Origin of the sequence: Corynebacterium dentalis (genome assembly GCF_900232865.1) — a bacterium.
In the GTDB taxonomy this organism is placed as follows: domain Bacteria; phylum Actinomycetota; class Actinomycetes; order Mycobacteriales; family Mycobacteriaceae; genus Corynebacterium; species Corynebacterium dentalis.
The window spans coordinates 155,801-180,886 of record NZ_OCTS01000005.1 but is presented as its reverse complement, the minus strand read 5'-3'; the positions used below and the strand labels follow the sequence as shown (position 1 = coordinate 180,886).

Below are 25,086 nucleotides of genomic sequence, written 5' to 3'. Positions count from 1 at the left end.
AAGTCCCACACTGTCGGGACCGTTGCCGCTCATGATTAGACAACATGAATGTTACGTAAATAATTCCATGTGTCCACTAAGGGTAGCCTTTCCCTCCGGCGCATTTTCCTAAGAATTCGCCCGTGATTGCCGGGCTCGTTTAAGTCGCTAGGGACTCTTTGTCTTCTCACGAAGTAGACTCCTCATTCATGGCATCGAATCGGTCTCGGGCAGCAGCGCGCTCCATCCATCCGCTGCGCGCACTGAAATCGCAGCTCCCTCACGTGGGTCAAGCAGGTTCGCGCTCGGCGCAGTTGCACGAGGACCGGCCCAGCGGCTCGTCTTTTCCGTACCAGGGATCTTCGTGGCCGGTGGGCTCCACGCACCAGCTGCGATTGCGCATCGCCATGATCCTCGGCACCGTCGGTTCCCTCATGATTGCCGTGGGCGGTTGGGGCGCCGGCGCCTGGCCTGTCGTAGAAAACCTCGGGTGGAAAATCGGCATGGTGGTGTTTCTGAACCGCATGTTGCACTCCTCCACCGTGTTGGTGTTCTTCGGAATTGCGATGCTGGTTATTGCCTGGATACTTCTCGCCAGGTTCTGCGTAGAGACTTCGACGCGGGCCGCGGAGCTGATTCCGCTGCGAGTGCTGTGGCGCACCTTTGCTCTGTGGGTATTGCCGTTGATCTTCACGGCTCCCCTGTTCACCCAGGATATTTACTCTTACCTGGCACAGGGCTCCATCAGCGCGCGCGGATGGGATCCTTATTCGGCAGGTCCCGTGGATCTGCTGGGTGCACAAGATCCCCTCGCACGCTCCGTGCCTTTGATGTGGAGCCACTCCCCTTCGCCTTATGGTCCGATCGCCATGGGATACAGCGCGGTTATTTCCTGGATTACTCAGGACCAGATTCTTTGGGCAGTGTTGCTTCACCGAACCGTGGCAGTGCTCGGGCTGGCGCTTGCCAGCTGGGCTCTCGTGCGCTTGGCTAAGCGCTGCCGCGTCGCGCCCCAAACAGCCATGTGGCTGGGCATTCTCAATCCCCTGGCGATCCTGCACCTCGTGGGCGGAATCCATAATGAAGCGCTCATGCTGGGCCTCATGCTCGCCGGCTTGGAACTTGTGCTGCGCGGAGTGGATGAGCTGCCCCGCCCCGCCCTGAGCAGGTGGATACTGATCCTGGCAGGTCTGTCGGTCATCACGTGTGCGGGGCTCATTAAGGTCACGGCATTCCTCGCCCTAGGCTTCGCCGGTGTGGCCATCGCCCTCTGGTTGGGGGCAACCATCATCGATCTGCTGAAGGCCGCGGTACTTTCTGCGCTGATTGCCGTGAGCGTTTCGGTGCTTTTGTCCTTGCTCACCGGCGTAGGTTTCGGATGGGTGCTCTCCCAGGGTGGTGCTGCGGAAATCGTTTCGTGGATGTCCGTATCTACGGTCACTGGCTTGGCCTCGGCGCTACTCGGCATGTTGCTGGGCTTGGGCGACCACCAGGCAGTTGCCCTGTCCGTGTTCCGAGCGCTGGGCATTGTGGTGGGCCTGGCGTGGGTGAGCCGCATGCTGTGGGCCACGTTCAAGAGCCGCATTCACCCCACGGGCGGGCTCGGCGTGTCGATGTTCTGCCTAGTTATCTTCTTCCCCGTAGTCCACCCTTGGTACCTGCTTTGGGCGATCTTCCCGCTCGCAGCCTGGGCCAATAGGGATTTCTTTATATGGTTGGTCTCCGGATACTCCGTGGCGTTTAGCTTTTTTATCTTGCCCAAGGGTTTGAGCCTGCCACCGGGAACCGTGTTTTATATCTACGCCATGTTCGTGGGCATTTTCGCCGCGGTCGCTCTCCTAGCCTGGATTATCAGCAGGGCCAACCCGGAACTATCTGCTGCGCTGAAAACAGGACAATACTGGGAAGGCACCCAACTACGGGCATTGAAACGTCGTAAAGGCAACGCGGTAAGGTGATTCACCGTGACCGATGACAGCTCCCACAAGAACACGCGAAGCAGCGCGGAGGATTCCGCACTGGTCCTGAGCTTGCATTCCGTGGTCAAGCGATTTGGTGAGGAAACCGCCGTCGATGGCCTGGATCTCCACGTCAATCGCGGCGAGGTCTTGGCACTCCTTGGGCCCAACGGCGCGGGTAAGACCACCACCGTGGAATTGTGCGAAGGTTTCTTATCTCCCGACGCAGGCAGCGTCCGCGTTTTCGGTTTAGACCCTTGTGTTCACACTGATGAGGTTCGCGGCCGCATTGGCGTGATGCTCCAGGGTGGCGGAGCCTACCCGGGAGTTCGTGTCGGAGAGATGCTCCGCCTCGTGGCCTCGTATTCAGACAATCCTTTGGACGTGGATTGGCTGTTAGAGACGGTGGGCATGGCGTCGTACATCAAGACCCCGTACCGACGCCTGTCCGGCGGCCAACAACAACGTCTCTCCCTGGCCTGCGCTCTTGTCGGACGGCCAGAACTGATTTTCCTCGACGAACCCACGGCAGGTCTGGATGCCCAGTCGCGACTGGTGGTCTGGGATCTGGTGCGCTCGCTGCGAAGGGATGGCGTGACCGTAGTACTGACCACACACCTGATGGATGAGGCAGAGGCTCTGGCGGACCGGGTGGTCATCGTGGATCGCGGAACCGTGGTGGCGCAGGGAACTCCTGCGGAGCTGACCAGCAGTGCTGGACAAGGCGGCGCGGAATTACACCAGGTGATTCTGCAGACGGATTCACCCGTGGATGCTCAACAGCTGACGAACAAGCTCTCGCCACGCCTTCCTGGTTTCGCAGTGTCTGCGGAGGAGGAGGACCCCACTACCGTGCGCATTGAAGTGGCGGAGGTAACCCCTCGTGGCGTGGCAGAAATCGCCGCTGCTGTGGCAGAACAGGACGTGCTGATCCGGGATCTCAATGTGAACAAGCAAAGTTTGGAAGATATTTTCCTCTTCATTACGGGACGGGAGATCCGCTAATGAGCCAATCCACATCCGTACCTAGCCGCTTTGAGCCGGGCACCTTCACCCCAGATTCGCGGCCTGCCAAGCCCGCCAAAATTCTGCAGGCTCAGGCCACGATGGAATCCATTTTGTTTCTGCGTCACGGCGAGCAGCAATTGCTGTCCCTGGTGATTCCCTTGGTGATGCTCGTCGGCCTGTCTGTGCTGCCGGGTTTGATTCAAGATCGCAACGTGCAGGCTGTCTATCCGATGACGCTGGCCATTGCGCTGATGGGTGCTTCGTTTACTGGCCAGGCAATCGCTGTGGCTTTTGATCGCCGATATGGTGCGTTGAAGCGCATTGGCGCTTCCGGTGTCCCTACCTGGGCCTTGATCGGCGGAAAGGTGTGCGCGGTTGCTGTTGTGGTCTCCGTGCAAGTGGTGATCCTCAGTGTGGTGGCCGCTCTTTTGGGGTGGCGTCCAGACCTGACCGGCATCGTTTTTGCCGTGGTGGTGGGCGTATGCGGAGTGGCAGCATTCACTAGTTTCGGGTTGCTGCTGGGCGGAACACTGAGCTCTGAGATGGTGTTGGCGCTGGCGAACACCATCTGGTTCATCTTCCTTGGCGCGGCTGTATTTACCACTATGGCTGATGGTCTCAGCGATTCCGCTTCCCAACTGATGAAGATCATTCCGTCTGTTGCTTTGACCGATGGCTTCTCCGCAGCGCTCAATGAGGGACGCTTTGACGTGATTTCCGTGCTCATTTTGCTGGTCTGGTCTGTGGTGGGAATCGGCCTGACGTTCAAGCTGTTCAGCTTCACCATGGACACTGACTAATCTTCACGCCCACTTGTCTCGCTCATACTGATAGCGAAAAAGCCCAGCCGGGTTAGCGCATTCGCTACCTCCCCAGATTTCCCCTGAATGGGGAATTGGGTACCAGCCAGCATCGGCGATAGGCTAGGAAGCGTGGTTCAAACTATGCGAGAACGCGCGCAACTTCAGGAAAACCCGCTGGCACGGGGGCTCGATCGCTTTTATGCTCGGCTCCACGATCTGGATAACTCGTTTGGGTTTCCGCGCCCCGTGAAAATTCCGACGGTCCGTACCCAGCGGATCCTGGCCATCATCTTGTTGATCTGCCAAACCGGCATCACATTCACCGGTTCCCTGGTTCGCGTGACGGGCTCTGGCTTGGGGTGCAACACGTGGCCCGAGTGCCACCCGGGCTCCCTGTTCCCCACTGCTGGTGCCGCCCCGTGGATTCACCAAGCCATCGAGTTCGGCAACCGAATGCTGACCTTTGTGCTGATCATCGCAGCACTGGTGGCCTTCATCGCGGTGCTTCGCGCCGCGCGCAGGCTTTCCATCCTCAACATGGCCTTTGTGCAGGGCTTGGGCATCATCGCTCAGGCGGTCATCGGTGGCATCTCCGTGCGGATGGACCTGACGTGGTGGGTCGTGGCGCTGCACTTCCTGCCGTCCATGCTGTTGGTGTTCTTCGCGGCTGTCCTTGTGGTTCGCATTGGTGAGCCCGATGACGGTGAGCGCGTAGCACTGATGCCTGGCCCTCTAACCGCACTGGCTCACGGTTCTGCAGTCGCACTTGCGTTGGTTCTGATCACGGGCACGTTGGTCACGGGCGCCGGCCCGCACGCCGGCGACGAGGCCATCCTCCCCGAGCACCGTTTTCAGTTCCCGCTGATAGAGATTGCGCACATTCACGCCCATGGCATGTACCTCTACTTGGGTATCACTGTGGGCCTGCTGGCGGGTCTTTTCGCCCTCCAAGTGGGGCGCAACCTCAAGGTCACCGCCGTGTGGCTCGTGGGCGCCATCGTGCTGCAGGGTGCGATTGGCATCGTCCAGTACTGGCTGGGCGTGCCCACCTGGACGGTTCCCGTCCACGTCCTCGGTTCCGGCCTGACCACTTTGGTGACCGGGTTGTTGTGGGCGCAGCGTAGTCGTCTTCTGGGCGGCGATGCGGCGCATACAGGCTCTCCATTTGCCGACGCCAAGCTCCTCAATCGCGTCGATTATCACGCCAACAGCTAGGTTCTCAGTGACTCTGCGCTAGCCAGTGACTTAACTACGAAGCCCCTTCTCCCGGGCAAAGAATATTCCGGGTGGAAGGGGCTTTCGTGATGGGCCGCACTGTGCAGCCCTCCTTGGCTATTAAGAACCAGAAACGATGGTAAAGAAGTTGTCCCAGCCAAGCACGGCGTCGACAGAAAGGGCAACGAAGAGAACCGACAAGTAGTTGTTGGACAGGAAGAACAACTGCATCGGCTTGACCGGGGTGCCCTTCGTCACGCCGCTGTGCAGGCGCGTGGCCATGATGATGAACCACAAACCGCTGGCCACGGCAGCTGCCGCGTAAATCCAGCTGGCGGCGGGTACCAACAGCAGCGAGGTGATCACTGTGGCCCAGGTGTAAAGCAGGATCTGGCGGGTGACCTCGAGGGGTGGCTTGACGACGGGCATCATTGGTACGCCCGCGGCCTCGTAATCCTCGCGGTAACGCATGCCGAGAGCCCAGGTGTGCGGCGGAGTCCAGAAGAACACGATCATGAATAAGATCAGCGCCTGTGCCCAGGAATGCCAACCAGCAGACAGTGCACCACCGTTGTTATCCGTGATCACGGCCCAGCCAACAGCAACTGGCATGCAGCCTGCAGCGCCGCCCCAAATAACGTTCTGCCAGGTCCGGCGCTTCAGCCACTTGGTGTACACGTAAACGTAGAACCAGATGGTCAACAGGATGAAAAAGCCTGCGAGCAAGGAATGCGCCAGCAGCCACAGCCAGAGGAAACTGGCGATCATCAACACCCAGCCAAAGATGGTCGCGCTGCGTAAGGACACGGATTCCTTGGCCAACGGACGGCGCCTGGTGCGGCGCATCTTCTGGTCAATGTCATAATCCGCCACCATGTTGAAGGTGTTTGCGGATGCTGCGCCCATCCAGCCACCCACTAGGGTGAGCAGGATGAGCCCGAAGTTCACTTCGCCTCGTTCGGCCTGAAGCATCGTCGGGATTGCCGCGACTAGGAGCAATTCAATGACCCTAGGTTTCGTCAAAGCAACGTATGCCTTGACTGTGTCAGCGAACCTATTCACCGAGCGTCTCGCCTCACTTTTCTCCACTTTGCGCAACCTGCTCAATCGTCCTATCTACGCTACCCGAGGACAAGCGAGACAAGAAACAGGCCACCGTTGGCCACGATGAAGCTTAAGAGACTCTAAAATAGTTGGAGTAACAGCGTTTTCCACAACTTGACGGACTCTTGACTGTGTCTGCAGAAAGGCGAATTCAGTGACTCTCTCCCCTGAACTTGCAGCCCTCACCGTACGCAATTACCCCGAAGATTGGACCGAGACGGACACTCGTGCTGTCGACCTCACCCGCGTGCTGGCTGCAGATGCCGTGGAGCGGTGCGGATCCGGCCACCCAGGCACCGCAATGAGCCTGGCGCCTTTGGCTTACACCTTGTACCAGCGCGTTCTGCGCCACGACCCACGTGATCCGCACTGGGTGGGACGCGATCGCTTCGTCCTTTCCGCCGGACACTCTTCCCTGACGCAGTACATCCAGCTGTACTTGGGTGGTTTTGGCCTCGAGGTGGAAGACCTGCAGGCTCTGCGCACGTGGGGTTCTAAGACCCCTGGCCACCCTGAGGTGCACCACACCGACGGGGTGGAGATCACCACCGGGCCACTGGGACAGGGACTAGCTTCTGCGGTGGGCATGGCGATGGCTTCTCGCCGCGAGCGCGCACTGTTCGACCCAAACGCTGCTGAAGGTCAGTCCCCTTTCGATCACTACATCTACGTCATCGCTTCCGATGGCGATATGCAGGAAGGTGTGACGGGCGAGGCTAGCTCCATCGCCGGCACCCAGCAGTTGGGCAACCTCATCGTCTTCTGGGATGACAACGGCATCTCCATCGAGGACGAGACCACCATCGCCTTTAATGAGGACGTGGTGAAGCGCTACGAGGCGTACGGTTGGCAGACCCTTGAGGTGACCGGCGAGGATGTAGAGGGCATTCTCGATGCCGTGGAGAAGGCACAGGCCGAAACCTCTCGCCCCACGTTCATCCGCCTGCGCTCTGTGATCGCCTACCCTGCACCGAACGCCATGAACACGGGTGCATCCCACGGAGCGGCGCTGGGTGCCGAGGAGATCAGCGAGATCAAGCAGGAGCTGGGCTTCACAGACCAGCCATTCCCTGTTGAGGACAACGTCATCAACCATACCCGCGAGCTGCAGCAGCGCGGGTCTGATGCACACGCTGAGTGGAATGAGCAGTTTGACAAGTGGGCTGAGGCAAACCCAGAGAACAAGCAGCTCTTTGATCGTCTTTTCGCTCGCGAGCTGCCTGCTGATCTCACTGCGGACATTCCTACGTGGGAAGCTGGCGAGTCCATCGCCACCCGGAAGGCCTCCGAGGCCAGCTTGCAGGCCTTGGGTGCAGCTATGCCTGAGCTGTGGGGTGGCTCCGCCGATCTCGCCGGCTCCACCAACACCATCATCAAGGGTTCCTCATCCTTCGGCCCTGAGGCCATCACCACCCGCAAGTTCACTGCCGAGCCCGGCGGCCGCAACCTGCACTTCGGCATTCGCGAGCACGCGATGGCAGCGATCCTCAACGGCATCGCCTTGCACGGACCAACACGCCCCTACGGCGCGACGTTCCTGCAGTTTTCCGATTACGCCCGCGGTGCGGTTCGTTTGGGCGCGTTGATGAAGTCCGACGTCTACCACGTGTGGACCCACGACTCGATTGGTCTGGGCGAAGATGGCCCGACCCACCAGCCTGTTGAGCACCTCGCTGCCCTGCGAGCGATCCCTCACCTGTACGTCATCCGTCCGGCGGATGCGAATGAAACCGCTGCCGGTTGGGTGCAGGCGCTGAAGGCTCCTGAGTCACCGAAGGCCCTGGTGTTGACTCGCCAGAACGTACCTGTGCTGGAGGGAACCAAGGATAAGGCGGCCGAAGGTGTGGCACGCGGTGCCTACATCTTGCGCGAGGCATCCTCCGGCACGCCGGAGGTGATCCTTCTGGCGACCGGCTCCGAGGTGCAGCTGGCCGTAGAAGCCGCTGAGACTCTCGAAGGTGAGTCCATCCCAACTCGCGTGGTCTCCGTTCCATGTATGGAATGGTTCCTCGAGCAGGATCAGGCATACATCGATTCCGTGCTTCCTCCAGAAGTCACTGTCCGCGTGTCCGTGGAGGCCGGTATCGCCATGCCGTGGTTCCGCTTCACCGGCACCAAGGGCCGGAACGTGTCCTTGGAGCATTACGGTGCTTCCGCTGACTACCAGACATTGTTCAGGGAGTTCGGTATCACCGCAGACGCTGTAGTTGCAGCAGCGAGGGAATCCCGCGAGGCCTAACCGCAGCGTGACTGACGCTGTGTAACCCTCCCCTCCCTGTCGAGGCGGAGGGTTTTTCATTACCATCGAACGTTAGCCCCCGTCGTGAAAGGTCAGCATGAATACTCCAGTGTCACCACGCATTCCGCAGCCCGAAGCCCTCACCCCTCCCCAGCCGGTGAGCGATCTGGAACAGGTGGGAACGTCTGTTTGGCTGGATGACCTGTCTCGCAATCGGATTGAGTCCGGCAACCTCGCCGACGTCATTGAGAACAAGGGCGTGGTGGGAGTGACTACCAACCCAGCGATCTTCGCCAAGGCGATGTCCCAAGGCACTGCCTATGACGCGCAGATCAGTGAACTGTCCGAACAGAAGGTTCCAGCCAGTTCCGCAGTGTTTGCCATGGCCATTGACGACGTGCGCGCAGCCTGTGATGTCTTCGCGCCTATCTTCAACGCCACCGAGGGCAAGGACGGTCGCGTGTCATTGGAAGTCGATCCACGTCTAGCAGGTGACCGCGAGGCTACTGTTGCCCAGGCCAAGGACCTTGCCGGAGCGGTTGAGCGCGACAACCTCATGGTGAAGATTCCCGCCTCGGAAGAATGCCTTCCAGCCATCACCGATGTGCTTAGTGCCGGAATTAGCGTGAACGTCACTCTGATCTTCTCCGTGGCACGTTACCGCCAAGTTATGCAGGCGTTCGTCGACGGAATCAAGCTGGCAGAGAGCAATGGACATGACATCTCCAAGATCCACTCCGTGGCCAGCTTCTTCGTGTCCCGCGTGGACTCTGAAATCGACAAGCGCCTGGACACGATTGGCAGCGATGCAGCCAACCAGCTCAAGGGCAAGGCCGGTATCGCCAATGCACGGATGGCCTATGCAGCTTTCCAAGACATCCTGGTGAAAAACCCGGAATGGAAGACGCTTGAAGACAAGGGAGGACGTATTCAGCGCCCGCTGTGGGCGTCGACCTCGGTGAAGAACCCGGACTACCCAGACACCATGTACGTGACCGAGTTGGCCGGACCCAACACTGTCAACACGATGCCTGAAGACACCTTGGATGCGACCATCGATCACGGCGAAGTCCACGACGATGCACTGGCACCGAACGTGGACAGTGCCCAGCAGATTTTCCACGATCTTGATGAGATCGGCATCGATCTGTGCGACGTGTGGGAAGTCCTCGAAGACGAAGGTGTGCAAAAGTTCGTGGACTCGTGGGACGAGCTGCTGCAGACGATTAGTCTCCAGCTGAATAAGTAATATAGTTATCGGCATGTTAACTCCGGATCCCGAGCAGTGGCACAACCCCCTGCGTGACGAATTCGATAAGCGTCTCCCCCGCATTGCAGGTCCTTCCGGCCTCGTGATCTTTGGAGTGACCGGCGACTTGGCGCGCAAAAAGCTCCTTCCTGCCGTCTATGACCTCGCCAATCGAGGTTTGCTCCCCGCTGGCTTCAGCATGGTGGGCTACGGACGCCGCGATTGGACCAAGGAAGAGTTCGAGGCCCAGGTCAAGACGGCCGTCCAGGAGCGCGCTCGTACCCACTGGCGCGAAGAAGTATGGGAGCGTCTGGCGGAAGGCATCTTTTTCGTCAAGGGCGATTTCGTCACTGACGAGGCCTTCGATGATCTCGCGGCCAAGACCCGCGAGATCGACGAAACCCGTGGTACCGCAGGGAACTGGGCGTACTACCTGTCTGTGCCTCCCGAGCACTTCACCAACGTCTGTAACCAGTTGGAACGCAGTGGCCTAGCCGATGGCAACGAATCAGGTGGATGGCGCCGCGTGGTCATCGAAAAGCCCTTCGGGCACGACGAACGCTCCGCCCGCGAGCTCAACGAAATCGTCAACAGCGTATTCCCCGAGTCCAGCGTTTTCCGCATAGACCACTACCTAGGCAAGGAAACAGTGCAGAACATCTTGGCGCTGCGCTTTGCCAACCAGTTGTTCGATCCGCTGTTTAATAGCCACTACATCGACCACGTGCAGATCACGATGGCAGAAGACATTGGGTTGGGCGGACGCGCCGGCTACTACGACGGCATTGGCGCCGCACGCGACGTGATGCAAAACCACCTGCTGCAACTACTGGCATTGGTGGCTATGGAAGAGCCGGTGGAGTTTAGCCCTACCGAGCTGCAGTCTGAAAAGCTCAAAGTGCTCCGAGCGACCCACCCCGTGGGGCCTTTCTCCAAGTCCACCGCCCGCGGCCAGTACACCAGCGGTTGGCAGGGTTCTCAGCACGTGGTGGGCCTGCGTCAGGAGGAAGGATTCGATCCGGAATCCACCACCGAAACCTACGCAGCTGCCACGTTCGAGATCTCCTCACGCCGTTGGGGTGGCGTGCCCTTCTACCTGCGTACCGGCAAGCGCTTGGGGCGCCGTGTCACGGAGATCGCGCTGGTATTCAAAGAAGCACCTCACCTGCCGTTCGGCCCCGGACAGACCACCGCCCAGGGCAACAACATGCTGGTCATTCGCGTACAGCCGGATGAAGGCGTGTTGATGCGCTTTGGTTCCAAGGTGCCTGGGTCCGAAATGGAAGTCCGTGACGTGAACATGGACTTCTCCTACTCCGAGGCCTTCACAGAGGAATCCCCAGAGGCTTACGAACGCCTTATCTTGGATGTACTCCTTGACGAAGCGAGCCTGTTTCCTACCAACCAAGAGGTGGAACAGTGCTGGCGTATTCTCGATCCGATCCTCGAGCACTGGGCTCTGCACGGACGCCCAGACGACTACCCGGCGGGCACGTGGGGTCCACGCTCTGCAGACGAGATGCTGCAGCGTAGTGGGCGGACGTGGCGTCGACCTTAACGGTTCACACACAAGCACCTACACACCGCACCGATCACCCAAGGACAGCGAGCACACGTTCATGATCATTGATCTGGCCAACACCAAGACCCACGCCATCACCACCCGCCTGCGGGAACTACGCGAAGAGCGCGGCGAGGTGGCCACCGGCCGCGTCTTGACGTTCATCGTGGTGGTCAACGCTGCCGAAGGGCACTCCGCCCACCTCGACCGGGTCATTGAATCCACCTACGACGCCTCCCGCGAGCACCCTGCACGCGTGATCGTGCTGGTCAGCCACCGCGATGTGGAGGAAACCCGCTTGGATGCAGAGATCCGCCTGGGCGGCGATGCCGGCGCCTCAGAGATCATCGTGATGCACCTCAACGGCGAGCTCAGCGCCCAACGCGCCAACGTTGTCACTCCCCTGCTGCTGCCGGATACTCCCGTGGTGGTGTGGTGGCCCGCGAATGCGCCACGTAATCCGTCGGCCGACCCGATCGGCGCCCTGGCGACTCGTCGTATCACCGATTCCTTTTTCGACGCAGACTCCGATGCCATCTACCGCCGTCGCATGACCTACACGCCGGGCGATTCGGACTTGGTGTGGAGCCGGATCACCCTCTGGCGAGGATTGCTGGCATCCACGCTGGATCAGCCGCCGCACGAAGAAATTCTCAGCGCACAGGTCCACGGTCCTGAGGGCGAACCCTCGATCGACATTGCCGCAGGGTGGCTCGCCGACCGGCTGGATGTCCCCGTGACCAGGCACGTGCGGGACACGGACTCCTCCCGGGACTGCGTGTCTGTGTACAAGGTAGAACTGCAGCGCACAGATAGCTCCATCGTGGTGGAGGAAGTCAATGCCACCACCGTGTCTGTGACCGTGAGTAGAGACGGCGAGGACAAGCAGTCCTTCGTCACGATGTCCCGCCGCGTGACCGGTGATTGCCTAGCTGAGGAGCTGCGCCATCTGGACCCCGATCGCGCGTTTGGGCACGCCTTGCGCGGTTTGGTGAGAGTCAACCGTCCGGACCGACGCGGTATGTACAGTAAGGCTATGCGCGCCAACAGCGAGTACTTCGATGGCCCGGCACATGCAGGAGATTCTGCGTACGACCAGGCGTCCATGCGCTAGCTTTACTAGTTACTGGCTGTGGGCGTGGCCGTAATTGCCTTGGGAAAGGAAGATTGTCATGACCCAGCGGACTGTTAAGCGCTTCCGGGATGACGATGCCGTGGCGACTGGCGTGGCCCGGAGCTTGGTCCACACTATTTCTGAGCTGCAGCGCAACGGTGGAACTGTCACAGATGATGGCATGGTGCGATTGGTACTCACTGGTGGATCCGTGGGTATCGGGACTTTGCGCCAGCTGCTGATGCTTGACCATGCGGCCAAGGCCAGCGCGGAAGACTTCCCCGTGGCGGCGATCGATTGGGATCGCGTCATCATCTTCTTTGGTGACGAGCGCTTTGTTGCCGCCGACGACGCTGAGCGTAACGAGGTGCAGGCGCGTCAAGCGCTGCTGGATCACGTGGATATGCCCCGCTCGAACATCATCAGCTACGCAGCTCCCGCTGCGGACGAGGCTTTCGATGGCGATGCCTTGGACCGAGCGGCCGTGTCCTACGCACACATGATTGAGCGTGAGGCTCCGGACGGCTTCGATATTCACCTGTTGGGCATGGGTCCGGAAGGCCACGTCAACTCGCTATTCCCCCACACTCCGGAGTTGCTGGATCCGCAGTCTGCAGTAGCTGCGGTACGCGAGTGCCCGAAGCCGCCCGCAAACCGAGTGACCTTGGCGCTCCCTGCGGTAAATAGCTCTCAGCGGGTGTGGCTGGTGATTGCCGGCGCAGAAAAGAAGGAAGCCGCCGAGCACGCGCTGGCGGCTGATTCCAGTGGCCAGTGGCCTGCAGGAATGGTTTCCGGAACAGCAGAGACTGTCCTATGGGTGGACGCGGCTGCGGATCCGGAAAGCTAGATTGCAGCAAAAAAGGGGCAGGAAGATTTTTCTTCCTGCCCCTTTTTTGAGGTGCCGATTAAAGGTTGAAGTTCAGCACCAAGTTCAGTCCGACGATCGACAGGAACCACAACACTGCCGCGACGATGGTCAGGCGGTCCAGGTTCTTCTCAGCCACCGTGGAGCCGGACAGATTGGATTGCATTCCGCCACCGAAAACGGCGGACAGGCCGCCACCCTTGCCCTTGTGCAAGAGCACGGAGAATCCCATGAGCAGGCTGGTGATCACCAAAATGATCTGCAGTGTGAGGATCAATGTCCTACCTTTGTTTCACATCGTCGACTATCAACTGGTTCATGTTATCAGCAAACGCGCCCATGCCGCTAAGAATGACGCGGGCGCGTTGTGCAGGATTGGGTTCGCTCTAGCCGGAGTTGCGCAGCGCGGTGGCCAGACCGTTCATCGTCAGCTGGATCCCGATGCGGATCTTATGGGAATCATCGCCCTCGCGGAAGCGCCTCAACAACTCCACCTGCAACAGGTTCAGCGGAACCAGGTACGGGAAGCGATTACGCACAGAGTTTGCTAGTTCCGGGTTCTCCGCGAGCAGAGAGTGCTGATCAGTGACCTTTTGGAACACATCCACCGTGGTGGTGTACTCCTCGCGGATGATTCCAAAGATCCGGGCAGCATCCTCCTTATCGGCCACCAGTGAGGAATAGAGCTCGGCCAAGGACATGTCTACCTTCGCCATCACCTGCGCCATGTTGGCCATCACAGATTGGAAGAATGGCCACCGCTGATGCAGTTCGCGCAGGAAAGCCAAGCGCTCCTCTGGGCTTCCTTGAACCGACGTGCCCGATTCCAACCACCGGCTGATCGCGCTACCGACTCCGAACCAGCCCGGCAGCATGACGCGAGACTGTGACCAACTCAGCACCCACGGAATGGCGCGCAAGTCGGTGATTGCTTCGGTCTGCTTCCTGGAAGACGGACGCGAGCCGATGTTCAAGCTACCGATCTCCTCCAGCGGCGTGGACGCAGTGAAGTAGTCGATAAAGCCCGGATCGTTGTGCATCAACGCGGCGTAGGAGGTCAGCGAAAAGTCGCTGATTTCCTTCATCGTGGCGTAAGCCCGTTCGGTGTCCTCTGGTGCAGGTATGGGCAGCAGGCTGGCCTCCAGCGTGGCTGAGGCAAGCGCCTCCAAATTCCGGCGGGCATTCGCCCTATCGCCGTACTTCGCGGAGATGATCTCGCCCTGTTCCGTGATTCGCAGAGATCCTTGGACAGCACCTTCGGGTTGGGCGAGGATGGCGTCGTAAGAAGGACCGCCACCACGACCCACCGTGCCGCCGCGGCCATGGAAGAGACGAAGCCGCACGTCGGCCTGCTTCGCAGCCTGGACGAGTTCCAGCTCGGCATCGAACAGGGCCCAGTTGGCGGCGAAATAGCCACCGTCCTTGTTGGAATCCGAATAGCCCAGCATGACTTCCTGCTGGTTATCCAACTGGGAGACGTACGCACGGTAGAAAGGCAGGGCCCACAGTTCCTGCATGATGCCAGCACCAGCCTGCAGGTCCTCGATGGTCTCGAAAAGCGGGATGACATCCACCGACCCGGTGGGATGTTCGCCCTGCGCGTTGAAGAGACCGGCTTCCTTCAGCAGGATCATCGGCTCGAGGATGTCAGAGACGGAGGTGGTCATGGAGACGACGCAGTGCGGCACCGCTTCCCTACCGAAACGCTCCGTGGCAAAAGCTGCAGCGCGGAAGATGCCTAGTTCACGCTCAGTAACTTCGGACCATTCTGCAGCAGAATCCGTGAGCGGACGCGGGTGAGACAGCTCGGCGACCAGCAAGGACACCTTCTCCTTCTCGTCCAATTCGGCGTAGTTGTCCGAGACCCCAGCACGGGAGAAGAGTTCCGTGAGCACTTCTTCGAAGGTCTCAGAATTCTGCCGCAGATCCAGACCGTAGAGGTGGAAGCCGAAGCTGTGCACGGAGGAGACCAGCTCGGCGAGTGTATCGTCAGCCAGCGTGGGATCGATACCTGCGCGCAGGGAGCGATCCACCACCGCGATGTCCGTCAGGAATTCCTCCGGATCCGCGTAAGGCTCATGGCTTTCGTGCACGCCACCGGGCATGATCGGTGTTCCCAAATTGCGCACGGCCGTGGCGGCGATGCGGCCGCGCATACCGTGCAGTGCGCGCCGGTAGGGCTCGTCGATGCGGGAAGGAACGTCGTTGTGCCCCCGCTCCGCCAATGCCTCCAACTCGCGTGTGACCTCAGAAATGCGGGTGGACAGGCTTAGTTCCTGTTCCAGCTTGTAGAGGATCTTGCCGTAGCGCTCGAAGATTGTTTGCGCGGCCAGCGATGTGGCTTGCTCCACTGTCTCCGCGGTCACGTATGGGTTTCCATCGTGATCGCCACCGATCCACGAGCCGGGGCGAATCATCGCCGGGGCGGAAGTCTGATCCCCGAACCGCTGCTTAACGTTATTAACCACGTCTCGGTTAATGGCGGGGATCTCTTCGAGCAGGCTCAGAGAGTAGTAACGCAGACCCACCTTGATCTCGTCCTCGATGCGCGGGCGCACGCTGCGGATCAATGCCGTCTGCCAGAGAACGGTAATGCGACGGCGAATGAATTTGGTGATCTCATCCAGTTGCTGCTGGCTGCGGGCCGTGGTGCCCGCGTTGAGGATGCGTCCCCGGCGCCGCATGTAGTGGGCGATGTCCGCCTGCACGTCAAATACTGTCCGACGTCGCGTCTCCGTGGGGTGCGCGGTCATGACCGGTGCCACGTAGATGTGTTCCATCGTGTCGGAGACGGCTTCCGGCGAGACCTGGTTTTCCTCGAGCTTTTTCCACGTGTATTCCAGCGTGGACGGTGGCGCTGGCTTGCCCTCATCGATGGCTATATCCCGTAAGCGCTCTGCGTAGAGATCCTCGGCGAGATTGGCCAACAACGCGAAGTGAGAAAAGGCACGAATGACCGGGAGCGCGTTTTCCACCTCCATGTTGGCGAACTGCTCGGCCAGCTCAAGAGCGCTGAGTTCGCCGTAGCGCACATCCAAGGAGGTGGTGCGGATGTTTTCGATTAGGTTGAAGACGTACTCGCCCTCTTGTTCGCGGATGACATCGCCCAAGATTGCACCCAGGTAGCGGATGTCTTCGCGAATGGGTGGGTTGATGGAAGGAGCCTCGGAAGACTCCGTCGCAACTGGAATGATCGTTCCCGGGATCGTTTGATGTTCTGGAGTTTCTGCGGCCATGAGGTGTCCTTCCACCTGGTCGTGTGAGGGTGCGCCCCCAGATTGCCGTGGGCGCGGGCTAAACTAGTGCAGGTCTATTGCACGGCCTTGGCGGCCGCGGCCACCAGACCAGCGAAGTCTTTGCCGTCCAAGCTGGCGCCGCCGACGAGTCCACCGTCGACGTCAGGCTGCGAAACAATCTCGCCCACGGAATCGGACTTCACGGAGCCTCCGTAGAGAATGCGCAGATCCTCGGCGGTCTCGGCGCTAGCCATCTGGCCGATGAGTTCGCGGATAGCCTTGCACACTTCTTGTGCGTCAGCGGCAGAAGCTACCTTGCCGGTGCCGATTGCCCACACTGGTTCGTAGGCGATAACCACCTGAGCCAGCTGCTCGGCGCTCAGTCCCTCGAGAGAGGCTCGTGTCTGATCCACCACGTACTGGACGTGTTCCCCTGCTTCGCGAACCTCCAGCGGCTCGCCCACGCAGACGATGGGCTGCATTGACTGGGACAGGGCTGCCTTGGCCTTGTTTGCCACAACTTCGTTGGACTCGTTGTGGTACTGGCGACGCTCTGAGTGCCCCACGACCACCCACGTGCATCCCAGAGCGGAGAGCATGTCCGCGGAAACTTCGCCGGTGTACGCACCGGACTTGTGCTCGGAGATGTCTTGTGCACCGTAGGTGATGAGCATCTTGTCTGCGTCCACCAGGGTCTGCACGCTGCGGATGTCGGTGAACGGAGGAATGAACGCTACGTCCACGTGGTCGTAATAATCCTTGGGCAGGGAGAAGTCGAACTTCTGCACCACGTGGATTGCTTCCTTGTGGTTGAGGTGCATCTTCCAATTGCCCGCGATCAGTGGGGTGCGCTTAGCCATGCGGAGCTCCTTCTAAGAGGTGTGTCAGAGGTTCACGAATTGTGTGAAGTGAACGAGGGATTAGGACTCAAGGACGGATACGCCCGGGAGTTCCTTGCCCTCGAGGTATTCCAGGGATGCGCCGCCACCGGTGGAGATGTGGCTGAAGCCTCCTTCATCTAATCCCAGGGTGCGTACGGCCGCTGCGGAGTCTCCGCCGCCGACCACGGAGAATGCGCCATTAGAGGTTGCGGAGATGATGGATTCCGCCACTCCCCGGGTGCCTGCGGCGAAGTTCTCGAATTCAAATACGCCCATGGGACCATTCCAGAAGATGGTCTGAGCCTGGTTCAAGATCTCCGCGAATTCCTTGACGGACTCGGGTCCGATGTCCAGGCCCATCCAGCCTGCGGGAATGGAATCCACGGCTACCGTGCGGTGATCGGCATCCTTGGCGAAGGCCTCCGCCACTTCTACGTCCTTCGGCAGGACAATGGAATCTCCAAAGCGATCCAGCAGATCCTTGCAGGTATCGATCATGTCTTCCTGCAACAGTGATCCGCCAACTTCGTAACCTTGCGCGGCCAAGAAGGTGAAGCACATTCCGCCACCGATGATCAGGTTGTCCACCTTAGGAGCCAAAGCTTCGATCACGCCGAGCTTGTCAGACACCTTGGAGCCGCCGAGTACCACGGCGTAAGGGTGTGCTGGCTCGTCAGAGACCTTCTTAAGTACCTCAAGTTCGGTCTCCACCAAGCCACCGGCGTAGTGAGGAAGCTTCTTGGCGACGTCGTACACAGATGCCTGCTTGCGGTGAACTACGCCGAAACCATCAGAGACGAAAGCGCCGTTGTCTGCGGTCAACGCAGCCAAAGCGTCTGCAAACTCGGCACGCTCGTCTTCCAGCTTGGAAGTTTCGCGAGGATCGAAGCGGACGTTTTCCAGCAGCAGAATATCGCCATCATCCAGTCCGTTAGCGCGCTCGTGCGCATCCTCACCGGTGACATCGGCGGCGAGTGGCACGTACATATCCAGGCGCTCAGACAGAGCCTCAACGACAGGAGCCAAAGAGAACTCAGGGTTAGCCTCGCCCTTCGGGCGGCCGAGGTGAGCGGTGACGATGACGCGAGCGCCGGCATCGAGGAGTGCGCGCAACGTCGACACGGAAGCATCAATTCGGCCGGGATCGGTGATGTTACCGTCGGACAAAGGAACGTTGAGGTCAGAACGCACGAGGACGTGGCGTCCTTCAACGCCCTCTGCGATGAGATCCTGAACGGTCTTGACTGCCATGTCTGCTCCTTGAAATGAAGTGTGTGTGCGACTTCAGCACGAGCCGAAGGTCGAGTTCTTTCGTTTACGCCCCTTTAGTCTACGAACTATCGGGACGACGGTGCGGTTGCCACCACGTATGGGTGACGATGTGTGAATAATCGCTAAAAGAAATCCGAGGTAAAGGCACCTCCCGAAACCTAGCTTCGGTCAGTTCTTTCCTCGGAAGTCGCCCAGTAGCGAGGCTGTTCCTGCCACGCTGCCAAGCCTGCGATGTAAGTGAGTCTCTTAGAGACGCTCGCCCACGTAGACGGTCAGATCAACGAGACGGTTGGAGTAGCCCCACTCGTTGTCGTACCAAGACACAACCTTGACCTGGTTGTCGATGACCTTGGTCAGTCCGGAATCGAAGACGGAAGAGTGTGGATCCGTGACGATGTCGGTGGAGACCAGTGGCTCGTCGTTGGAGTAAGACAGGATGCCCTTCAGCTCGCCCTCGGCAGCCTTCTTGAGAGCAGCGTTGACAGCCTCGACAGTGACTGGCTTCTTCGCCTCAAACGTCAGGTCCGTGACGGAACCGGTGATGACGGGAACGCGCACCGCGTAACCATCCAGCTTGCCCTTGAGCTGTGGAAGAACCAGAGCAACAGCCTTGGCAGCGCCGGTAGAGGTAGGAACCAAGTTGACGGCTGCAGCGCGGGCGCGACGAAGATCCTTGTGCGGAGCATCGTGCAGGCGCTGGTCACCAGTATACGCGTGGATGGTGGTCATCAGACCACGCTCGATGCCGAACTCGTCATCCAGCACCTTGGCCATAGGAGCCAAGCAGTTAGTGGTGCAGGATGCGTTGGAGATGATGTTGTGCTTCTCCGGATCGTAATCAGTGTGGTTCACACCCATCACGAAAGTGGCATCCTCGTTCTTCGCAGGAGCGGAGATGATGACCTTTTTGGCACCGGCATCGATGTGGGCCTTGGCAGCCTCTGCGTCGGTAAAGAAGCCGGTGGACTCAATGACCACGTCAGCTCCCAGATCTGCCCACTTGAGGTTCTTCGGCTCGCGCTCCGCAGAAACGGCGATACGCTTTCCGTCGACGGTGATGGACTCATCGTCGTAGGTAACGTCCGCATCCAGGCGGCCGACGACGGAATCGTACTTCAGCAGGGTGGACAGGGTCTTGTTGTCGGTGAGGTCGTTGATACCAACGATCTCAATCTCGGCTCCGTTTGCGCGTGCTGCGCGGAAGAAGTTGCGACCAATACGGCCAAATCCGTTGATACCTACGCGAATTGTCACGTCGTGGGCTCCTATTCAATGTTTGAGTTTGAGGTCATCACTGCACATTTTGTCTTGCATGAACTACTCAGTGAATCTCTTCTCACAGTTACACTTTCGACACTACCTAGGTCACAAAAGGTCTGCAGAAGAACATGCACCCGGTTTCGGGCGACAGTGTGCAACCCCAGATATCCACCACCGAATGGAGCATGGGAACTAATCTAGTACTAATCCATATCGTGGAAAAGTTCCTCCGTCACCGCGATGTTCGTATCTTCCACTCCCAGCTCTTCGGCGCGCTTGTCCGCCATCGTCAACAGGCGGCGGATACGCCCGGCAACGGCATCCTTGGTCATGGCCGGCTCGGCGAGTTGCCCCAGCTCTTCCAAAGAAGACTGGCGGTGCGCCACACGGAGCTGGCCAGCTTGAGCCAAATGCTGTGGCACATCGTCGCCCAGCAGTTCCAGGGCACGTTCGACGCGAGCAGCAGCAATAACCGCGGCCCGGGCAGAACGGCGCAGGTTGGCGTCGTCAAAGTTCGCCAAACGGTTCGCCTTTGAACGGGCTTCGCGGCGCATGCGCTGCTCTTCCCACTTCAACCGCGTATCGCGGGCACCCATGAGGTTGAGCAAGGCATCGATGGAGTCTCCGTCGCGGACGATGACGCGGTGCACACCCCTAGCTTCCTTCGTCTTGGCCGTGACATCGATGCGCCGAGCGGCCCCCACTAGCGCCAGTGCCGCCTCGTTGCTTGGGGTGGTGACCTCCATGGCAGAGGAGCGTCCGGGCTCGGTCAGCGACCCGTGCGCGAGGAACGCTCCACGCCACGCAGCCACGCACTGATCACGCGTGCCGCCGATGATGAATCGCGGCAAGCCACGCACGGGGCGCCCCGCACGGTCAATCAATTCCGCGCGGCGTGCCAGCTCCGTGCCCCCTTGCGCCCATCGCAGCACGTAGCGGGAATTTTTCCGCAGGTTATTTGAGCTAATGACCTGGACTTCCGCCTCGAGGTTGAACAGCTGCTCCACGAAGCCCGCGATGCGCCGAGCGGTGGCCGAGGAATCGACTTCTGCTTCCACCACGATCTGCCCGCCCACCAGGTGCAGTCCTGCGCAATAGCGCAGCAAGCTGGAGACCTCGGCGGTCATTACGTCTGTACGACTGACGTTGACTTGAGCTAGTTCAGCCTTAACCTCTGCGGTAAGAGCCACGATTGGCCACGTCCTTTCGAAGAATTGTCGATCTTGACGGTATCACTAGCCGTTGTTGGCCAAAGTGCTGGGCAACGAGTCAATCGGTGTGGACAAGATCTCTTGGAAGACGGCCGCCATTTTCGCTGGCTTATGTCTATCCCCGAAGCGTCCGCGCGCATCATCTTCGCGGACATCGCGGTAGATAACCTTGGCGCCCAGAGCTTGTGCCGCCCGCTCCACGTGCGTGCGCTGGGCAGGCCGTGGCATGACAGTCATGTCCACCACGATGACGTCGATAGCCAACGATTGCGCGTGCTGGAACACCATGTGAATGTGGTGCTCCATGGACATGCCCGCGGTCTCTCCTGCTTCGGCCACCAGGTTCATGATCAATACCTTGGGCGCCTTGGCTGCGTTGAGCGCGTCCACGAGGCCGGGCACAAGGATGTGTGGGATGACGCTAGAAAACCAGCTGCCCGGTCCTAGCGTGATGAGGTCCGCGTTCTCAATCGCAGTCACCGCCTCGGGTGTGGCTGCTGGCCGGTGCGGGATCATGCGTACGCGCCGTACCTGCCCCATGGTGGTGGCCACGGCCACTTGTCCGCGCACCGGGACCACCTCGCGGGGATCCTCCTCCAGTCCGGATACCTCCGCTTCCAGGTCCAATGGTTCAGGGCACATGGGCAGCACACGTCCCTTGACTCCCAGCAGTTTGCCCATCTCATCGAGCGCACGAACGAGGGAACCCAGAACCTGTTCCAGGCCGCTGATCATGAGGTTTCCCACGGCGTGGCCCTTCAAGGCGCCGTAGCCACCGAAGCGGTGTTGGATTGCCTCTTCCCACAGCCGCCCGCCCTCCGAGTCCTCGGTCAAGGCAGCCAGTGCCATGCGGAGGTCGCCGGGTGGGATGGATCCCAATTCTCGACGCATGCGTCCGGAGGATCCGCCGTCGTCTGCCACAGTGACGATGGCTGTCACATCGTCAGCGACTACTCGCGCCCCGCGCAGGGTGTTAAACAGACCGTGTCCGCCGCCTAAACTGGCAATACGAACCTGACCGGGATGCTCAGAAAGTTCACCTTCAACTGCCTTATCGGGAGCATTGTGGGTCGCCGAAGTATGGCTAGATCGTGACGTGTTCATGGTGTGTTCAGCGCTCCACATCTCGGTGCAGTACGCGAACGTCCACGCCGTTATCCTTCAACCGGTGTGCCATTTCTTCTGCAACGGCCACGCTTCTGTGCCTGCCTCCTGTACAGCCCACGGCGAAAGATACGTACTTTTTGCCTTCGCGCTGGTAGCCCGGAAGCATCGAGGTCAGCATCCTTTGGGCGGAATCGAGGAAGTCCACTGCGCCTGGCTGAGTCAGAACGAAGTTGGAGACTTTGGGATCCAAGCCACTGAATTCGCGCAGATCTTCTTCCCAGTGTGGGTTCGGCAGGAAGCGGGCATCTAGCAGGACATCTACGTCATTTGGAGCGCCGTGCTTAAAGCCGAAGGACTGGATGTTTACGCGAACGGACTGCTGGTTCATGTTGGAGAAATACTGCTCCAACACTCGGCGGAGATCGTGCACGCTGGTGTTGGTTGTGTCTAGGACAATGTCCGCCCGGTTGCGGATGCTCTGCAGCAGCGCGCGCTCCCGATCAATGCCCGTTTGGACGGTCCCATCCCCCTGCAAAGGATGGGTACGACGTACCGTGTCGTAACGCTTGATGAGCTCGGTATTGGTGGCGTCGAGAAAAAGAACAATCGGCCGGCGACCGGACGCGTTGAGCTTGTCCAGAACGTCCGACAGGCTGCCGGCAAAATCGCGGGAGCGCACGTCGGTGACGATGGCGAGACGCTCGATCGGGGAATCGTCCTCGAAACTCATCTCGGCCATGCGCACGATGAGCTCGGGCGGCAGGTTTTCTGCCACGTACCATCCCAGTTCCTCGAGGGCTGCGGACGTTGCGCGTCGCCCAGCGCCGGACATACCCGTGATCAAAATCAACGACGGCATGGCAGCAGGGTCGTGCGTCTCTTGATTCACCGAGTGTTCGTTCGCCGGGTTGTGCTCAACCGAGTCCTGATTCACCATGACCCCGAGCTTAATCGGAATTTTGCGCTGGTTGGTGCAGAGCGTCGTAAATCTTCTGCGCCAGGCTCGGGCCGAATCCGTTCAGTGCGGTGAGATCCTCCACGCTGGCTTCCTTGACCTTTGCTACGGAGCCGAAAGTAGACACCAATTGCTTGCGGCGGGCCGGTCCCAAACCGGGGATATCGTCCAGCTTGGAGCGTCGCATCCGCTTGCTTCGCTGCTGCCGGTGGAACGTGATGGCAAAGCGGTGGGCTTCATCGCGCAGGTATTGCACCAGGTAGAGCGCATCTGAGGTGCGCGGCATGATCACCGGGTAGTCCTCGCCCGGTACCCAAATCTCTTCGAGTCGTTTGGCGATGCCCACCAAGGTGACATCCGTGACGCCCAATTCGTCCAAGACTTGTTGCGCTGCGTTGACCTGGGGCAGGCCGCCGTCGACGATGAACAGTTGCGGTGGGTAGGCGAATTTCTTTGTCGACGCCACCTCGAGCTCTTCTTCACCTTCCAGAAGATCTCCACCGTCGTCCCCCATGGGCATGGCCGCCTGGTCCTCGTGGTGGCGCTTGAAGCGACGTCGCACCACTTCGGCGATAGAGGCGACATCGTTGGAGTGGCCGTCTCCTGCGGCTTCCTTGATCTTGTAGCGGCGATAGTCAGACTTCTTCGGCAGTCCGTCCTCGAAGACCACGAGGCTGGCCACCACATCCGTGCCCTGAATATGAGAGATATCCGTGCACTCGATGCGCAGCGGAGACTCGTCCATCCACAGCGCTTCTTGGAGCTGCTGCAATGCAGCTGAGCGGGTGGTGAGGTCACCAGAGCGCTTGAGTTTGTGCTGGGCCAAAGCTTGCTTGGCGTTTGACTTCGCCGTTTCCATGAGGGACTTCTTGTCTCCCCGCAAGGGGCGGCGGATGGTCACTCGGGAGCCGCGCAGCTCAGTGAGCCACTGGCTGAGCTCATCCGCGTTATCCGGCACGGATTCCACCAGCACCTCCCGAGGCACCGGGGTGACCTGTACATCTCCGACCAAGTCCCCCAGCTCCGCGCGGGCCGCAGGATTGATGGCCGCGGCCAGTTCCCTATCGACGGGCTGCGAAGAGGCTCCAGCAACAGCAGACTCTGTAGCGCGGGCCAGCTCGGCCTCGTCCCCATAGAACTGGGTGAGGAACTGGCCGGTCAGGTCGGCGTCGGAGACTTCATCGCGCTCCACGACCCACCCACGTTGACCGTGAATGCGACCGCCGCGCACGTGAAAGATCTGCACGGCGGCTTCCAATTCATCTGAGACCACAGCGATAACGTCCGCGTCCGTGCTGTCCGAGAAGACTACGGCCTGCTTCTCCATGGCCTTGTCCATTGCGGCCAACTGGTCGCGATAGCTGGCGGCCCGCTCGAAATCGAGATCCTCCGCAGCTGCCTCCATTTCCTTGCGAACGCGGCGCTTCACCGGCTCGGTATTACCGGCCAAGAAGCTCGAGAACTGATCAACAAGCGCCCGGTGATCCTCCACGCTGATATTGCCCACGCACGGTGCAGAACAGCGATCAATGTAGCCCAATAGGCACGGGCGGCCGAGAGCAGCATGGCGCTTGTACACCCCGCGAGTACAGGTGCGGATGGGAAACACACGGGTCAGGGATTCCAGAGTGTCACGGATCGCCCAGGCCTTGGGGTATGGGCCGAAGTAACGTACACCCTTGCGGCGGGGACCGCGGTACACGAAGGCGCGGGGAACTTCTTCCTTCGCGCCGATGGCCAACATCGGGTACGTCTTATCGTCCCGGTACATGACGTTGAAGCGCGGGTTAAAGCGCTTGATCCATGTGTACTCGAGGTTAAGGGCCTCGAACTCACTGGAGACCACAGTCCACACCACGCGATTAGCAGTTTGCACCATGGCGCGGGTGCGGGGATGTAGCTGCGAAAGGTCTTGAAAATAATTGCTCAGGCGGGCGCGAAGATTCTTCGCTTTGCCCACGTAGATCACGCGATCGTGCGCGTCACGGAACGTATAGACCCCCGGATCCGTGGGGATGGTCCCCGGTTCCGGTCGGTAATCAACGGTACTTGCCATAGACGTCTCTGGA

19 protein-coding genes are annotated in these 25,086 nt (G+C 59.8%); 9 read left to right on the top strand and 10 right to left on the bottom strand.

All coding sequences use genetic code 11. The features are described from left to right. The first annotated feature begins 188 nt into the window (after positions 1–188). The 4 genes from mptB (at position 189) to CS919_RS06770 (ending at position 4,963) form a co-directional block, all read left to right on the top strand. Positions 189–1,937 carry a polyprenol phosphomannose-dependent alpha 1,6 mannosyltransferase MptB gene (gene mptB / locus CS919_RS06785; protein ID WP_200818354.1) on the top strand — a complete coding sequence of 583 codons (1,749 nt, stop codon included), beginning with the start codon at positions 189–191 and terminating at the stop codon, positions 1,935–1,937. Positions 1,938–1,943: 6 nt separating this feature from the next. Then, positions 1,944–2,942 (top strand): ABC transporter ATP-binding protein, encoded by a 999-nt coding sequence (locus tag CS919_RS06780; RefSeq protein ID WP_370737754.1) that lies wholly within the window; start codon positions 1,944–1,946, stop codon positions 2,940–2,942. Continuing rightward, positions 2,942–3,745, top strand: a complete 804-nt coding sequence (locus tag CS919_RS06775) for an ABC transporter permease (protein ID WP_099298725.1) — start codon at positions 2,942–2,944, stop codon at positions 3,743–3,745. The genes CS919_RS06780 and CS919_RS06775 overlap by 1 nt, the downstream gene beginning before the upstream one ends. A 144-nt stretch (positions 3,746–3,889) precedes the next feature. Then, the gene (locus CS919_RS06770; RefSeq protein WP_099298724.1) at positions 3,890–4,963 is read left to right on the top strand and encodes a COX15/CtaA family protein; all 1,074 of its coding nucleotides are present in this window, start codon (positions 3,890–3,892) and stop codon (positions 4,961–4,963) included. 120 nt (positions 4,964–5,083) lie between these two features. On the opposite strand, the gene CS919_RS06765 is transcribed toward CS919_RS06770, so the two are convergent. Then, the gene (locus tag CS919_RS06765; RefSeq protein ID WP_099298723.1) at positions 5,084–6,052 is read right to left on the bottom strand and encodes a heme o synthase; all 969 of its coding nucleotides are present in this window, start codon (positions 6,050–6,052) and stop codon (positions 5,084–5,086) included. A 169-nt stretch (positions 6,053–6,221) separates the two neighbouring features. On the opposite strand from CS919_RS06765, the gene tkt reads away from it, so the two are divergent. From tkt to pgl, 5 genes are all read left to right on the top strand, one after another. Then, a complete protein-coding gene (gene tkt / locus CS919_RS06760) occupies positions 6,222–8,306 on the top strand; it encodes a transketolase (protein ID WP_099298722.1) in 2,085 nt (694 codons plus the stop codon). A 97-nt stretch (positions 8,307–8,403) separates the two neighbouring features. After that, positions 8,404–9,555: a transaldolase gene (gene tal / locus CS919_RS06755; protein WP_099298721.1), complete on the top strand. Its 1,152-nt coding sequence runs from the start codon at positions 8,404–8,406 to the stop codon at positions 9,553–9,555. 13 nt (positions 9,556–9,568) lie between these two features. Further along, positions 9,569–11,113, top strand: coding sequence for a glucose-6-phosphate dehydrogenase (zwf, locus tag CS919_RS06750; RefSeq protein WP_099298720.1), 1,545 nt, complete (start codon positions 9,569–9,571; stop codon positions 11,111–11,113). Positions 11,114–11,174: 61 nt separating this feature from the next. Next, entirely contained in the window at positions 11,175–12,230 is a 1,056-nt protein-coding gene (locus CS919_RS06745; protein WP_099298719.1) for a glucose-6-phosphate dehydrogenase assembly protein OpcA, read from the top strand. A 58-nt stretch (positions 12,231–12,288) separates the two neighbouring features. Beyond that, on the top strand, positions 12,289–13,077 hold the full coding sequence (pgl, locus tag CS919_RS06740; RefSeq protein ID WP_099298718.1) for a 6-phosphogluconolactonase: 789 nt from the start codon (positions 12,289–12,291) through the stop codon (positions 13,075–13,077). Between the two features lie 58 nt (positions 13,078–13,135). On the opposite strand, the gene secG is transcribed toward pgl, so the two are convergent. The 9 genes from secG to uvrC all read right to left on the bottom strand — a co-directional run bounded on the left by secG (position 13,136) and on the right by uvrC (position 25,073). Then, the gene (secG, locus tag CS919_RS06735; protein ID WP_099298717.1) at positions 13,136–13,372 is read right to left on the bottom strand and encodes a preprotein translocase subunit SecG; all 237 of its coding nucleotides are present in this window, start codon (positions 13,370–13,372) and stop codon (positions 13,136–13,138) included. Positions 13,373–13,481: 109 nt separating this feature from the next. Beyond that, positions 13,482–16,331, bottom strand: coding sequence for a phosphoenolpyruvate carboxylase (gene ppc, locus CS919_RS06730; protein ID WP_099298716.1), 2,850 nt, complete (start codon positions 16,329–16,331; stop codon positions 13,482–13,484). Positions 16,332–16,405: 74 nt separating this feature from the next. Further along, positions 16,406–17,191 carry a triose-phosphate isomerase gene (gene tpiA, locus CS919_RS06725; RefSeq protein WP_099298715.1) on the bottom strand — a complete coding sequence of 262 codons (786 nt, stop codon included), beginning with the start codon at positions 17,189–17,191 and terminating at the stop codon, positions 16,406–16,408. 60 nt (positions 17,192–17,251) lie between these two features. Further along, a complete protein-coding gene (locus CS919_RS06720; protein ID WP_099298714.1) occupies positions 17,252–18,463 on the bottom strand; it encodes a phosphoglycerate kinase in 1,212 nt (403 codons plus the stop codon). A 267-nt stretch (positions 18,464–18,730) separates the two neighbouring features. Next, a complete protein-coding gene (gene gap, locus CS919_RS06715) occupies positions 18,731–19,738 on the bottom strand; it encodes a type I glyceraldehyde-3-phosphate dehydrogenase (protein WP_099298713.1) in 1,008 nt (335 codons plus the stop codon). Positions 19,739–19,947: 209 nt separating this feature from the next. Continuing rightward, complete coding sequence (gene whiA, locus CS919_RS06710; protein WP_099298712.1) at positions 19,948–20,934, bottom strand: DNA-binding protein WhiA; 987 nt, start codon at positions 20,932–20,934, stop codon at positions 19,948–19,950. 45 nt (positions 20,935–20,979) lie between these two features. Beyond that, positions 20,980–22,059 carry a gluconeogenesis factor YvcK family protein gene (locus tag CS919_RS06705; protein WP_099298842.1) on the bottom strand — a complete coding sequence of 360 codons (1,080 nt, stop codon included), beginning with the start codon at positions 22,057–22,059 and terminating at the stop codon, positions 20,980–20,982. A gap of 7 nt (positions 22,060–22,066) precedes the next feature. Continuing rightward, on the bottom strand, positions 22,067–22,921 hold the full coding sequence (gene rapZ, locus CS919_RS06700; protein ID WP_099298841.1) for an RNase adapter RapZ: 855 nt from the start codon (positions 22,919–22,921) through the stop codon (positions 22,067–22,069). An 88-nt stretch (positions 22,922–23,009) separates the two neighbouring features. Further along, positions 23,010–25,073, bottom strand: a complete 2,064-nt coding sequence (uvrC, locus tag CS919_RS06695; protein WP_099298711.1) for an excinuclease ABC subunit UvrC — start codon at positions 25,071–25,073, stop codon at positions 23,010–23,012. Positions 25,074–25,086: the final 13 nt, after the last annotated feature.